Annotated in this window: 13 protein-coding genes and 1 riboswitch; of the genes, 12 read left to right on the top strand and 1 reads right to left on the bottom strand. The window is 61.0% G+C overall.

Annotated features, from left to right (window positions below; translation table 11 throughout):
• Positions 1 to 306 precede the first annotated feature (306 nt).
• From LOY70_RS22890 to astE, 12 genes are all read left to right on the top strand, one after another.
• A complete protein-coding gene (locus LOY70_RS22890) occupies positions 307 to 1,080 on the top strand; it encodes an ABC transporter substrate-binding protein (RefSeq protein ID WP_265029414.1) in 774 nt (257 codons plus the stop codon).
• Positions 1,081 to 1,170: 90 nt separating this feature from the next.
• Entirely contained in the window at positions 1,171 to 1,860 is a 690-nt protein-coding gene (locus tag LOY70_RS22885) for an ABC transporter permease (RefSeq protein ID WP_025215109.1), read from the top strand.
• On the top strand, positions 1,857 to 2,555 hold the full coding sequence (locus LOY70_RS22880; RefSeq protein ID WP_265029413.1) for an ABC transporter permease: 699 nt from the start codon (positions 1,857 to 1,859) through the stop codon (positions 2,553 to 2,555). The genes LOY70_RS22885 and LOY70_RS22880 overlap by 4 nt, the downstream gene beginning before the upstream one ends.
• 56 nt (positions 2,556 to 2,611) lie before the next feature.
• Entirely contained in the window at positions 2,612 to 3,376 is a 765-nt protein-coding gene (locus LOY70_RS22875; RefSeq protein WP_025215107.1) for an ABC transporter ATP-binding protein, read from the top strand.
• Positions 3,377 to 3,489: 113 nt separating this feature from the next.
• Complete coding sequence (argR, locus tag LOY70_RS22870) at positions 3,490 to 4,470, top strand: transcriptional regulator ArgR (RefSeq protein ID WP_265029412.1); 981 nt, start codon at positions 3,490 to 3,492, stop codon at positions 4,468 to 4,470.
• A 471-nt stretch (positions 4,471 to 4,941) separates the two neighbouring features.
• Positions 4,942 to 6,168, top strand: coding sequence for an aspartate aminotransferase family protein (locus LOY70_RS22865; protein ID WP_265029411.1), 1,227 nt, complete (start codon positions 4,942 to 4,944; stop codon positions 6,166 to 6,168).
• A gap of 228 nt (positions 6,169 to 6,396) precedes the next feature.
• Positions 6,397 to 7,416, top strand: coding sequence for an arginine/ornithine succinyltransferase subunit alpha (aruF, locus tag LOY70_RS22860; protein WP_092201660.1), 1,020 nt, complete (start codon positions 6,397 to 6,399; stop codon positions 7,414 to 7,416).
• 43 nt (positions 7,417 to 7,459) lie between these two features.
• Positions 7,460 to 8,485, top strand: a complete 1,026-nt coding sequence (gene astA / locus LOY70_RS22855) for an arginine N-succinyltransferase (RefSeq protein WP_123346350.1) — start codon at positions 7,460 to 7,462, stop codon at positions 8,483 to 8,485.
• Entirely contained in the window at positions 8,482 to 9,951 is a 1,470-nt protein-coding gene (gene astD / locus LOY70_RS22850) for a succinylglutamate-semialdehyde dehydrogenase (RefSeq protein WP_265038157.1), read from the top strand. The genes astA and astD overlap by 4 nt, the downstream gene beginning before the upstream one ends.
• Positions 9,952 to 10,082: 131 nt before the next feature.
• Positions 10,083 to 11,429, top strand: coding sequence for an N-succinylarginine dihydrolase (astB, locus tag LOY70_RS22845; protein ID WP_265029410.1), 1,347 nt, complete (start codon positions 10,083 to 10,085; stop codon positions 11,427 to 11,429).
• A 70-nt stretch (positions 11,430 to 11,499) separates the two neighbouring features.
• Positions 11,500 to 11,787, top strand: coding sequence for a hypothetical protein (locus LOY70_RS22840; RefSeq protein ID WP_003178862.1), 288 nt, complete (start codon positions 11,500 to 11,502; stop codon positions 11,785 to 11,787).
• A 12-nt stretch (positions 11,788 to 11,799) separates the two neighbouring features.
• Entirely contained in the window at positions 11,800 to 12,807 is a 1,008-nt protein-coding gene (astE, locus tag LOY70_RS22835) for a succinylglutamate desuccinylase (RefSeq protein WP_025215102.1), read from the top strand.
• 123 nt (positions 12,808 to 12,930) lie between these two features.
• Here the strand turns inward: astE and LOY70_RS22830 are convergent, their stop codons facing one another.
• Positions 12,931 to 13,440: a 6,7-dimethyl-8-ribityllumazine synthase gene (locus tag LOY70_RS22830; RefSeq protein ID WP_265029409.1), complete on the bottom strand. Its 510-nt coding sequence runs from the start codon at positions 13,438 to 13,440 to the stop codon at positions 12,931 to 12,933.
• Between the two features lie 101 nt (positions 13,441 to 13,541).
• Positions 13,542 to 13,709: riboswitch (FMN riboswitch) on the bottom strand.
• Positions 13,710 to 13,924: the final 215 nt, after the last annotated feature.

The following is a 13,924-nucleotide window of genomic DNA, read 5'->3' as shown; positions in this document are numbered from 1 at the left end:
AGGGTTTGCGAATAATGGGCCCGCTATTTGCAGCATAGATCGGTTTCCCTTCTTTTGCTCTTGCATGAATTTGTGGGGCTGTCAATGTGCTAGATCCGCTTTCTCGGTGCTTCTGTAATTTGTTGTCGCATTGAAGAAATATCGGCTTCGGGCCTGTCGTTAGAATGCCGATCACTCGCTCGTCGTGGCTTGCGTTGAATAAAACGCCGGCTTCCTAGGACGCAGCACCAAAGTTCGTTCCACCCATTCGCATATTGGGCTGTTGCTCACTCTGCCGTTTTTGCCCTTTACCGATGGAGTCCCAAGATGAAGAAACTTGTGCTGCTTGGCGCCCTGGCACTGTCCGTGCTGTCCCTGCCGACATTCGCCGATGAGAAGCCCGTGAAGATCGGTATCGAAGCGGCTTACCCTCCGTTTGCCTCGAAAGCCCCGGATGGCAGCATCGTCGGGTTCGACTACGACATCGGCAATGCGCTGTGCGAAGAGATGAAGGTCAAGTGTGTGTGGGTCGAGCAGGAATTCGACGGTCTGATCCCGGCGCTCAAGGTGCGCAAGATCGATGCGATCCTGTCGTCCATGTCGATCACTGAAGACCGCAAGAAATCCGTTGATTTCACCAACAAGTACTACAACACCCCGGCTCGTCTGGTGATGAAGGCCGGTACCCAGGTCAGCGAAGGCCTGACCGAACTCAAGGGCAAGAACATCGGCGTGCAGCGCGGTTCGATTCACGAGCGTTTTGCCCGCGAAGTCCTGGCTCCGCTGGGTGCCGAGATCAAGCCGTACGGTTCGCAGAACGAGATTTACCTGGACGTCTCCGCCGGCCGTCTCGACGGCACCGTGGCAGACGCTACGCTGTTGGATGACGGTTTCCTGAAGACCGATGCTGGCAAGGGCTTTGCGTTCGTGGGCCCGGCTTTCACCGACGTCAAATACTTCGGCGATGGCGTAGGTATCGCGGTTCGCAAGGGCGACGCGCTGAAGGACAAGATCAACAGTGCAATCGCTGCCATTCGCGAGAACGGCAAATACAAGCAAATCCAGGACAAATACTTCGCCTTCGACATCTACGGCAAGTAACACCGTCCCGCCACTCGTGCGAAATGGCGCAAGCAACAGGATCTCTGCGGTTTGCGCCATTTTTTCATCCCACATTCGAGGACCTGAATCATGTTGAAAGGCTACGGGGCTGTCATCCTCGATGGCGCATGGTTGACGCTTCAGCTCGCCTTGTCGTCCATGGCCCTGGCCATCGTCCTGGGACTGATCGGCGTCGCGTTGCGCCTCTCGCCGGTGCGTTGGCTGGCGTGGCTGGGTGACCTGTATTCCACGGTCATTCGCGGCATTCCCGACCTGGTGCTGATCCTGCTGATTTTCTACGGTGGTCAGGATCTGCTCAATCGCGTGGCTCCGATGCTCGGTTATGACGACTACATCGACCTGAACCCGCTGGCGGCCGGTATCGGTACCCTCGGTTTCATCTTCGGTGCCTACCTGTCGGAAACCTTTCGCGGCGCGTTCATGGCGATCCCCAAGGGGCAGGCCGAGGCGGGCATGGCGTACGGCATGAGCGGTTTCCAGGTGTTTTTCCGGGTGCTGGTGCCGCAGATGATTCGCCTGGCGATTCCGGGCTTTACCAACAACTGGTTGGTGTTGACCAAGGCCACCGCGCTGATTTCGGTGGTGGGCCTGCAAGACATGATGTTCAAGGCCAAGCAGGCGGCGGATGCCACTCGCGAACCTTTCACCTTCTTCCTCGCAGTGGCGGCGATGTACCTGGTGATCACCAGTGTCTCGTTGCTGGCATTGCGTCACCTTGAGAAGCGCTACTCGGTAGGCGTAAGGGCGGCTGATCTATGATCTTCGACTACAACGTCATCTATGAAGCCTTGCCGCTGTACTTCGGTGGCCTGCTGACCACCTTGAAGCTGCTGGCCTTGTCGCTGTTCTTCGGCCTGTTGGCGGCGCTGCCCCTGGGGCTGATGCGCGTGTCCAAGCAGCCACTGGTCAACATGACGGCCTGGCTCTACACCTACGTGATTCGCGGCACGCCGATGCTGGTGCAGCTGTTCCTGATCTACTACGGGCTGGCGCAGTTCGCGATCGTGCGCGAAAGCTTCCTCTGGCCGTGGCTGTCCAGTGCGACCTTCTGCGCGTGCCTGGCGTTCGCCATCAACACCAGCGCCTACACCGCCGAAATCATCGCCGGTAGCCTGCGGGCCACGCCTAACGGTGAGATCGAAGCGGCCAAGGCCATGGGCATGTCGCGCTACAAGCTGTATCGGCGGATCCTGTTGCCGTCGGCCTTGCGCCGGGCGCTGCCGCAATACAGCAACGAGGTGATCATGATGCTGCAGACCACCAGCCTGGCCTCCATCGTGACCCTGATCGACATCACCGGTGCGGCGCGCACGGTGAATGCGCAGTATTACTTGCCGTTCGAGGCTTACATCACGGCCGGCGCTTTCTACCTGTGCCTGACCTTCGTCTTGGTGCGCCTGTTCAAACTGGCCGAGCGCCGCTGGCTGGGTTACCTGGCCCCGCGCAAGCACTGATAACGCATCGATCCGATCGACTGCTCAACGACTGACGTTTTGTGAGAACCGACCGCATGTACAAGCTTGAAGTCCAAGACCTGCATAAACGCTATGGCAGTCACGAAGTGCTCAAGGGCGTTTCCCTGAAAGCCGCCGCCGGCGATGTGATCAGCATCATCGGCTCCAGTGGCTCTGGCAAGAGTACCTTCCTGCGTTGCATCAACCTGCTCGAGCAACCCCATGCCGGCAAGATTCTGCTCAATAACGAAGAGCTGAAGTTGGTTGCTGGCAAGGACGGCGCGTTGAAGGCCGCGGACGCCAAGCAGCTACAACGCATGCGTTCGCGGCTGTCGATGGTGTTCCAGCATTTCAACCTGTGGTCCCACATGACCGCGCTGGAAAACATCATGGAAGCGCCGGTGCATGTGTTGGGCGTGGCCAAGGCCGAGGCGCGCGAAAAGGCCGAGTATTACCTGAACAAGGTCGGCGTGGCGCATCGCAAGGACGCCTACCCGGGTCACATGTCTGGCGGCGAACAGCAGCGGGTGGCAATTGCCCGGGCGTTGGCGGTGGAGCCGGAAGTGATGCTGTTCGACGAGCCGACCTCGGCGCTGGACCCGGAGCTGGTGGGCGATGTGCTCAAGGTGATGCAAGCCCTGGCCCTGGAAGGCCGGACCATGGTGGTGGTGACCCACGAAATGGGCTTTGCCCGCGAGGTGTCGAACCAGCTGGTGTTCTTGCACAAAGGCGTCGTCGAAGAAAGCGGCAACCCACGTGAAGTGCTGGTCAATCCGCAATCGGAGCGCCTGCAGCAATTTCTTTCGGGCAGCCTCAAGTAATCGCTCCCGTTTCGCACCTGATTTAGGTCATGCTGCGCACCGCGCGCCAGATGGTCTAATTTGGTTGCAGCCGCTTTTGGCTTTAATACTGTTTTCGCTTCGGATTGCCCGCCATGACTGCCCATCGAATTGGTTTCCTGATTTGGCCCAGCACTAAAGCCTTGACGCTGGCGCTGGCCGAGGAGGCCTTGCGTGTTGCTCAGCGGGTGCATCCGGATGTGGTCTACGAATTGTCGTTCTTGCAGGCCGAAGTGCCGGCCGAAGGCGCCTGGCAGCTGCCGGGCGAACCCTGGGCCGGCAAGCTCGAAGGTTTCCAGAAGCTGTTCCTGCTGGCCGATGAACCACCGACCGCACTGGCGTCGCCCTTGGGCAGCGCCCTCAAGCAACTGGTGCGTGCCGGTTGTGTGATCGGTGGCTTGTCCGCCGGTGTCTATCCCCTGGCCCAGTTGGGTTTGCTCGACGGTTACCGCGCCGCCGTGCACTGGCGTTGGCAGGACGATTTCTCCGAGCGTTTCCCCAAGGTTATTGCCACCAGCCACCTGTTCGACTGGGATCGCGATCGCCTGACCGCCTGCGGTGGCATGTCGGTGCTCGACCTGTTGCTGGCGGTGCTGGCCCGGGATCATGGGGCTGAGTTGGCCGGTGCGGTGTCGGAAGAGCTGGTGGTCGAGCGCATCCGCGAAGGTGGCGAGCGTCAGCGCATCCCGCTGCAGAACCGTCTCGGCTCCAGCCATCCGAAGCTCACCCAGGCGGTGCTGTTGATGGAAGCCAACATCGAGGAGCCGCTGACCACCGACGAAATCGCCCAGCATGTGTGCGTGTCCCGTCGGCAGCTGGAGCGGATCTTCAAGCAATACCTCAATCGCGTGCCGAGCCAGTACTACTTGGAACTGCGCCTGAACAAGGCCCGGCAGATGCTGATGCAGACCAGCAAATCCATCATCCAGATCGGCCTGTCCTGCGGGTTTTCCTCGGGGCCGCATTTCTCCAGCGCCTACCGCAACTTCTTCGGCGCCACGCCGCGGGAAGATCGCAACCAGCGGCGCAGCAGCAGTCCATTCGAATTGTCGTCGGTGCCGTCCGAACGCGGCTAGGCTGGAGCAACATCTGCGGCTAGGGCAGATACAACTCCCTGTGGCTAGGGCAGATACAACTCCCTGTGGCTAGGGTTGACACAACACCCTGTGGCGAGGGGATTTATCCCCGTTGGGTTGCGTAGCAACCCTTCATATCCCTGCCGCCTCGGTTCATCAGATTTTCGCATCGGGCCTTTTTGGGGCTGCTCCGCAGCCCAGCGGGGATAAATCCCCTCACCACAGATCACTCCTCTCAAGTTCCAGTTGTGGCTGGCCAGGGAAATATGGATGCGGGTGCCTCAAATCCCTTGGCAACGTTTAAACTGCGCCTTTGCGACGCTATTTGTCGCATTGCCGTAAACCCGCGAAAAACGTGGGTTGGCGCTATAAGAAGTTGTCGCTTGGCGACAAGGCCGGGCTGAAAACTGTCCTTACAATCCTTACCAAGCTCGCCAGTTCCAGGCGGGTGTTCCTCTTCAGGAGACTCCGATGTCCGTTGAGCAAGCCGCGGTACAACGCGCCGATTTCGACCAGGTGATGGTTCCCAACTATGCACCTGCTGCCTTCATCCCTGTGCGGGGTGCCGGTTCCCGCGTATGGGACCAGTCCGGTCGTGAGTTGATCGACTTTGCTGGCGGTATTGCAGTCAACGTACTGGGCCACGCCCACCCGGCGCTGGTCGGCGCACTGACCGAGCAGGCCAATAAGCTGTGGCACGTGTCCAACGTGTTCACCAACGAACCGGCCCTGCGCCTGGCCCATAAGTTGATCGACGCAACCTTTGCCGAGCGCGCGTTCTTCTGCAACTCCGGCGCTGAAGCCAACGAGGCCGCTTTCAAGCTGGCCCGTCGTGTCGCGTTCGATCGTTTCGGCAGCGAAAAATACGAAATCATCGCCGCGCTCAACAGTTTCCACGGCCGCACCCTGTTCACCGTCAATGTCGGCGGACAGTCGAAGTACTCCGACGGTTTCGGGCCTAAAATTACCGGCATCACCCACGTTCCTTACAACGACCTGGCCGCTTTGAAAGCTGCCATCTCGGACAAGACCTGCGCCGTGGTGCTGGAACCGATCCAGGGCGAGGGCGGTGTGCTGCCGGCCGAGCAGGCCTACCTGCAAGGCGCCCGCGACCTGTGCGATGCCCACGACGCGCTGCTGGTGTTCGACGAAGTGCAGACCGGTATGGGCCGCAGTGGCCACCTGTTCGCCTACATGCATTACGGCGTGGTCCCGGACATCCTCACCAGTGCCAAGAGCCTGGGCGGTGGTTTCCCGATCGCGGCCATGCTCACCACCGAAGCCCTGGCCAAGCATCTGGTCGTTGGCACCCACGGCACCACCTACGGCGGCAACCCGCTGGCTTGCGCGGTGGCCGAGGCGGTGATCGATGTGGTCAATACCCCTGAGGTGCTCGCCGGCGTCAAGGCCAAGCACGACAAGTTCAAGGCTCGCCTGGAGCAGATCGGCGAGAAGTACGGCCTGTTCACCCAGGTGCGTGGCTTGGGCCTGCTGATCGGTTGTGTGCTGAACGACACCTGGAAAGGCAAGGCCAAGGACATTTTCAACGCTGCCGAACGGGAAGGCCTGATGATCCTGCAAGCCGGCCCGGACGTGATCCGCTTCGCTCCGAGCCTGGTGGTGGAAGACGCCGACATCGATGCCGGCCTGGACCGCTTCGAGCGGGCCGCGGCGAAGTTGACGCAAACCAAAGGCTGAGCCGGCCCCCCTGTGGGAGCGAGCTTGCTCGCGATGGCGTCAGATGAGCCAGCATCCATGTTGACTGGCGCACCGCTATCGCGAGCAAGCTCGCTCCCACAGGAGTCTTGCAGCGGCTGAAAAATCGAGCACCGCCGCAGATGCAATGCGGACCGGCATGTTCGTTTAGTTTTTTCTGTGTATCGACCCCATGGTCGAACCGTTTATTTCAAGTTAAGGAGTGACACCATGCTGGTGATGCGCCCCGCGCAAATGGCGGATCTGGGCGAGGTACAGCGTCTGGCTGCGGACAGTCCGATCGGTGTCACTTCCTTGCCGGATGACGTGGAACGCCTGAGCGACAAGATCGCCGCAAGCGAAGCCTCGTTTGCCGCCGAAGTCAGCTTCAATGGCGAAGAAAGCTATTTCTTTGTCCTTGAAGATACTGCCACCGGCAAACTGGCGGGCTGTTCGGCCATTGTCGCCTCGGCCGGTTATTCCGAGCCCTTCTACAGTTTTCGCAACGAGACTTTCGTTCATGCCTCCCGTGAGCTGAAGATCCACAACAAGATCCACGTGCTTTCCCAGTGCCACGACCTGACCGGTAACAGTCTGCTGACCAGTTTCTACGTGGTGCCGGAGCTGGTGGGATCGCCGTGGTCGGAACTCAATTCCCGCGGGCGCCTGTTGTTCGTCGCCAGCCATCCGGAGCGGTTTGCCGATTCGGTGGTGACCGAGATCGTCGGCTACAGCGATGAAAATGGCGATTCGCCGTTCTGGGACGCCATCGGTCGCAACTTCTTCGATCTCAACTACGCCGCCGCCGAGCGCTTGTGCGGGCTGAAAAGCCGTACCTTCCTCGCCGAGCTGATGCCCCATTACCCGATCTACGTGCCGCTGCTGCCGGACGCCGCCCAGGAAGCCATGGGCCAGGTCCATCCGCGCGCGCAGATCACCTTCGACATCCTGATGCGCGAAGGTTTCGAGACCGATCACTACATCGACATTTTTGACGGTGGCCCGACCCTGCATGCCCGTGTCTCGGGGATTCGCTCGATTGCCCAGAGCCGCGTGGTGCCAGTGAAGATCGGCGAACCGGTCAAGGGCGTCGGCCGGCAATACCTGGTGGCTAATGCACAATTGCAGGATTACCGCGCCGTGCTGCTCGAGCTCGATTACGCGCCGGGCAAGCCTGTGACGTTGGACATGGAAGCGGCCGAGGCCCTGGGCGTTGGCGAAGGTGCCAGCGTGCGCCTGGTGGCGGTTTAATGAGTTTCGCGGGTGGCGCAAGCGACCCGTTCGAGGAGATAGCATGATCGTTCGTCCCGTACGCAGCAGCGACTTACCCGCTCTGATCGCCCTGGCCCGCAGCACCGGCACCGGCTTGACTACCTTGCCGGCCAATGAAGAGCGCCTGGCCCATCGGGTCGGTTGGGCCGAGAAGACCTTTCGCGGCGAAGCCGGGCGCGGTGATGCGGACTACCTGTTCGTGCTCGAAGACGATGACGGTCGCGTGGTCGGCATTTCCGCCATCGCCGGCGCCGTGGGCTTGCGTGAGCCCTGGTACAACTTCCGGGTCGGCCTGACGGTCAGCGCCTCCCAGGAGCTGAACATCTACCGGGAAATCCCGACCCTGTTTTTGGCCAACGACCTGACCGGCAATTCCGAGCTGTGCTCGCTGTTCCTCCACGCTGACTACCGCAGTGGTCTCAACGGTCGCATGCTGGCCAAGGCGCGGCTGTTGTTCATCGCCGAGTTCCCGCAGCTGTTTGGCAACAAAATCATCGCCGAGATGCGCGGCATGTCCGACGACAGCGGCCGTTCGCCGTTCTGGGAAAGCCTGGGCCGGCACTTCTTCAAGATGGAATTCAGCCAGGCCGATTACCTCACCGGCGTGGGCAACAAGGCGTTCATCGCCGAATTGATGCCCAAGTTCCCGCTGTACACCTGTTTCTTGTCCGAAGATGCCCGGGCCGTGATCGGCCAGGTGCACCCTGATACGGAACCGGCGCTGTCGATGCTCAAGAGCGAAGGGTTCAGCTACCAGGGTTACGTCGATATCTTCGACGCCGGCCCGGCCGTGGAATGCGAAACCGGCAAGATCCGCGCGATTCGCGACAGCCAGGCGCTGGTCCTGGCCATCGGTACGCCGGGCGATGACGCCACGCCGTTCCTCATCCATAACCGCAAGCGCGAAGACTGCCGCATCACGGCCGCACCGGCGCGTTTTGCCGCAGGCACCCTGGTGGTCGATCCGCTGACCGCCAAACGTCTTCAACTCAACGCTGGCGATCAGGTACGCGCCGTCGCGTTGTCTGCTGCTCGGGAGTCGAAATAATGAAGTCGCTGTACATCGCAGGCAGTTGGCTGGAAGGCCAGGGCGACCTCTTTGAGTCGTTGAACCCGGTGACCCAGCAGGTGCTGTGGGCTGGCAAGGGCGCTACGGCGGCGCAAGTGGAGTCGGCGGTGCAGGCCGCCCGCCAGGCGTTCCCGGACTGGGCCCGGCGCTCGCTGGACGAGCGCATCCAGGTGCTGGAAGCATTTGCCGCGGCCTTGAAGAATCACGCTGACGAACTGGCCCATTGCATCGGTGAGGAAACCGGCAAGCCGTTGTGGGAAGCTGCCACCGAAGTCACCAGCATGATCAACAAAGTGGCTATTTCGGTGCAGAGCTACCGTGAGCGGACCGGCGAAAAGAGCGGCCCCCTGGGCGACGCCACCGCTGTGCTGCGCCACAAGCCTCACGGTGTGGTGGCGGTGTTCGGCCCCTACAACTTCCCCGGCCACTTGCCCAACGGACATATCGTGCCCGCGCTGCTGGCCGGCAATAGCGTGTTGTTCAAGCCGAGCGAGCTGACGCCGAAAGTCGCCGAGCTGACGGTCAAGTGCTGGATCGAGGCCGGTCTCCCGGCCGGCGTGCTGAACCTGCTGCAAGGCGCGCGGGAAACCGGTATCGCCCTGGCGGCGAACCCAGGTATCGACGGGCTGTTTTTCACCGGGTCCAGCCGTACCGGCAATCTGTTGCATCAGCAGTTTTCCGGTCGCCCGGACAAGATCCTGGCCCTGGAAATGGGCGGTAACAACCCGCTGGTGGTGGATGAGGTGGCGGACGTCGATGCGGCGGTCTACACCATCATCCAGTCCGCGTTCATTTCTGCTGGCCAACGCTGCACCTGTGCGCGCCGCTTGCTGGTGCCGGAAGGTGCCTGGGGCGATGCCTTGCTGGCGCGCCTGGTGGCGGTCAGCTCGGCGATTGAGGTGGGGGCCTTTGACCAGCAGCCGGCACCGTTCATGGGCTCGGTGATTTCCCTGGGCGCGGCGAAAGCGCTGATGGATGCGCAAAACCATTTGCTGGGCAAAGGCGCCGTGCCGCTGTTGGCCATGACCCAGCCGCAGCCTCAGGCGGCATTGTTGACGCCGGGTATCCTGGATGTGACAGCGGTGACCGAGCGGCCTGACGAAGAGTTGTTCGGACCGTTGTTGCAGGTGATTCGCTACACGGATTTCCCTGCGGCCATCGCCGAGGCCAACAACACCCAATACGGTCTGGCGGCCGGCCTGCTGTCGGATTCCCAGGAGCATTACCAACAGTTCTGGTTGCAGAGCCGCGCCGGTATCGTCAACTGGAACAAACAACTGACCGGTGCTGCCAGCAGCGCGCCGTTCGGCGGTGTCGGCGCCTCGGGCAACCATCGCGCCAGTGCTTATTACGCGGCCGATTATTGCGCGTACCCGGTGGCTTCCCTGGAGACGCCAAGCCTTGTCATGCCGGCTGCCCTGACCCCCGGCGTGAGAATGGTGTAAACCCCGATCGCGAGCAAGCTCGCTCCCACAAGACCTTTTGCAATCCATGTGGGAGCGAGCTTGCTCGCGATAGCCGCGCCGCGGTTGTTATTTGATGCCTATAAAAAACAGATTCTCGTGGAGCCTCGCTGATGAAATCCTATGAAGTCAACTTTGACGGTCTAGTGGGGCCGACCCATAACTACGGCGGGCTCTCGTACGGCAACGTCGCGTCCCAGAGCAACAGCCAGCAGTCCTCCAACCCCAAGGAAGCGGCGTTGCAGGGCCTGGCGAAAATGAAGGCGCTGATGGACATGGGGTTCCAGCAAGGCGTGCTGGCGCCACAGGAGCGCCCGGACGTGGCGGCCCTGCGCCGATTGGGCTTTGCCGGCAGCGATGCCCAGGTCATTGAACAGGCCGCGAAAGAAGCGATGCCACTGTTGGTCGCCAGTTGCTCGGCCTCCAGCATGTGGGTGGCCAACGCCGCCACCGTCAGCCCGAGCGCCGACACCGCCGACGGTCGCGTGCATTTCACCGCCGCCAACCTGAACTGCAAGTACCACCGCAGCATCGAGCATCCGACCACCAGTCGTGTATTGGGGGCGATGTTTGCCGACCAGCAGCACTTCGCCCACCACGCCGCATTGCCGGCGGTGGCGCAGTTCGGCGATGAAGGGGCCGCCAACCACACCCGTTTCTGCCGCGCCTACGGCGAAGCTGGTGTGGAGTTTTTCGTGTTCGGCCGCAGTACCTTCGACAGCCGCTATCCGGCGCCGCAGAAATACCCGGCGCGCCAGACACTGGAAGCCTCCCAGGCCGTTGCCCGCTTGCATGGGCTGAGGGAGGAGGGCGTGGTGTACGCGCAGCAGAATCCGTCGGTGATCGACCAGGGTGTGTTTCACAACGACGTGATCGCGGTGGGCAACGGCGAGGTGTTGTTCTATCACGAGGATGCATTTCTCGAGACCGAGAAGATGTTGGCCGAATTGAGCAGTAAACTCGCCAAAGTCGGTGGGAAATTTCAGTCGGTGTGTGTGCCGCGTTCGGCGGTGACGGTGGATGATGCGGTACGTTCCTACCTGTTCAATAGCCAACTGCTGTCGCGCCCCGACGGCTCGATGCTGCTGATCGTGCCGGAAGAGTGCCGTAGCAACGAACGCGTCTGGCAATACCTGCAAGGCCTGACGGGCGCGGGCGGGGTGATTCGCGAAGTGAAGGTCTTCGACCTCAAGCAAAGCATGCAGAACGGTGGTGGCCCGGCGTGCCTGAGGTTGCGCGTGGCCCTCAATGAAACCGAACTGGCGGCGGTCAATCCAGGGGTTATCATGACCGCGCCGTTGTACGATTCGCTGACCCAGTGGGTCGAGCGGCACTACCGCGACCGCATGACCGAAAATGACCTGGCAGACCCGCAGTTGCTGCTCGAATGCCGTGGCGCACTGGATGAACTGACACAAATCCTTAAACTTGGCGCGGTTTATCCTTTCCAGATCAATTGAAAGCGCGCGCGACCTGACTACAGTCAAAGCAGGGCGCGTTGCCTTTAATCTCCAGACGAGAACGTAAAACATGAGCGATACCCTGCAACTGATCCTTGAAGACACCGACGGTACCCAACTGGAAACCTCCTGCACCCGCGTCGCGGTGATGTGGCAAGGCAAGGAGTTGTGGATCCAGCAGGATGGCCGCGGTCAGTTGCTGATCGGCGTCGATGTCGAGGAGGGGGACGAGGAATACGCCAACCTGTTGTTGCGTCCATTGGCGACCAACCTGGTCAGCCTGCAACTGGAAATGGAACCGGCGGACGTCGGCGACGATGACCATGTCCATGGCCCGGATTGCGGCCACGACCATTAAGGAAACCGCGCTATGCTCGCCCTCGGCAAACTGCTTGAACTGACCCTCGCCGGCCGTGAACCGGCGGAGAAGACTCAACTGACTGTCGAAGGCGTACGGATGCGCTGGTTGAGCGAGGGCGCGCTGGAGGTCAAGCCGCCCGAAGCTCGGGATAACGGCCTGGACCTGCTGCTGTCGGCCGGTATCCACGGCAACGAAACCGCCCCCATCGAATTGCTCGACCGCTTGCTGCATGACATCGCCCGGGGAAATTTGAAACCCCGGGCACGCATTCTGTTTCTGTTCGGCAACCCCGAGGCCATCCGGCGCGGTGAGCGTTTCGTCGAACAGGACGTCAACCGGCTGTTCAATGGCCGCCATGAACTGAGCGGTGGCGCCGAAGCGCTGCGGGCCTGTGAGTTGGAACGGTTGGCCGCCAGTTTTTTCAGTCGACCCGAACGCAGTCGCCTGCATTACGACCTGCACACCGCCATCCGCGGCTCGAAGATCGAGCAATTCGCCTTGTACCCGTGGAAGGAGGGCCGCCAGCATTCACGCCGGGAATTGGCGCGCTTGCGTGCGGCGGGCATGGAGGCGGTGTTGCTGCAAAACAAGCCGTCCATTGTGTTCAGCGCCTACACCTACGACCAGCTTGGCGCCGAGTCCTTCACCCTGGAACTGGGCAAGGCCCGGCCGTTCGGGGAGAACGACGGCGTCAACGTCGGCCCGCTGGAAACCCGCCTGCACCAGATCATCGAAGGCAACGAGCCTGAGCTGGACGAAGGGCTGGATGGCCTGCAGCTGTTCAGCGTGGCGCGGGAAATCATCAAGCACAGCGACAGCTTCCGCTTGAACCTGCCGGCGGACGTCGAGAACTTCTCGGAGTTGGGCAAAGGCTATGTCCTGGCTGAAGACATCGCCCAGACCCGCTGGGTGATCGAAGAGGAGGGCGCCCGGATCATCTTCCCGAACCCCAAGGTCAAGAATGGCTTGCGGGCGGGGATTCTGATCGTGCCGGCTACGGATGAAAACCTGGCCTGAAGCTCACACCGAACCATTGTGGGAGCGAGCTTGCTCGCGATAGCGGTGTTCCAGTCGAAGTTGAAGGTGACTGATACGCCATCATCGCGAGCAAGCTCGCTCCCACAGGTTTTTTAGTGGCTTTTAGCTCGCTACCGCCCGCTGCTCACTACGACGCAGCGCCCGGGTCTTGTGCAGGGTGTCGGCACAGGTCTTTGCCGCTTCCTGGCCCTTGTGCACGAAATGCTCGAAGAAGAATTTCTGATGCTCTTCCCCGGCATGGAAGTGATGCGGCGTGAGCACGACCGAAAACACCGGTACTTCGGTTTCCAGCTGCACCTGCATCAAGCCGCTGATGACCGATTGGGCGACGAACTCGTGACGGTAGATGCCGCCGTCCACCACCAGGCCGGCGGCGACGATGCCGGCGTAACGGCCTGACTTGGCCAGTAGCTTGGCGTGCAGCGGGATTTCGAAGGCGCCGCCGACTTCGAAGAAGTCGATATCGCTTTCCTGATAACCCTGGATGATCATTTCAGCGACGAAGCCTTTACGGCTTTGGTCGACGATTTCCTTGTGCCAGCAGGCCTGGATGAACGCGACGCGCTCGCCCGGATGGCTTTTGATTTTGCTGTCGATTGCAGTGGGTTGCATGTTCTGGTTCCTGTTTGTGTGAAAAACAGGGCGTCATGAATCGAAGGGGATTCGAGGGTACGCCGCGTACAAGACAGTCGCAGTCGGCCCTTGGGTACCAATCCCGTTCTCTCTTCATCCGGACTATGACCGTCGGCCCCGGAATCACACCGGGTCTGCTGACCTTGCCGTTACACATAAAAACACATGTACCGCCAAGCGCTCGCGGGCTATGCACATTGCGTGCAATTACCGCCGGTGGGGAGTTGCACCCCGCCCTGAGAACGTTTTGCCGCCATGGTTTGTGGCGGCGGGGGATTTTTAACACATATCCCCCTGTGGGAGCGAGCTTGCTCGCGATGGCGCCTTTGCAGCCAGCATCAAGGCAAGCTGAACCACCGCTATCGCGAGCAAGCTCGCTCCCACAGGAGTTCTGGATAATCTTCAGGCTTTCCTTCGATCAGGCTTGATTATTCTTCACCATGCCCGCAGTAATTGCCCTTCA

It is taken from the genome of Pseudomonas sp. B21-054 (assembly GCF_026016345.1).
GTDB lineage: Bacteria > Pseudomonadota > Gammaproteobacteria > Pseudomonadales > Pseudomonadaceae > Aquipseudomonas.
Note: the sequence above shows the minus strand (reverse complement) of the source record. Positions and strands in the feature narration are given on the sequence as shown.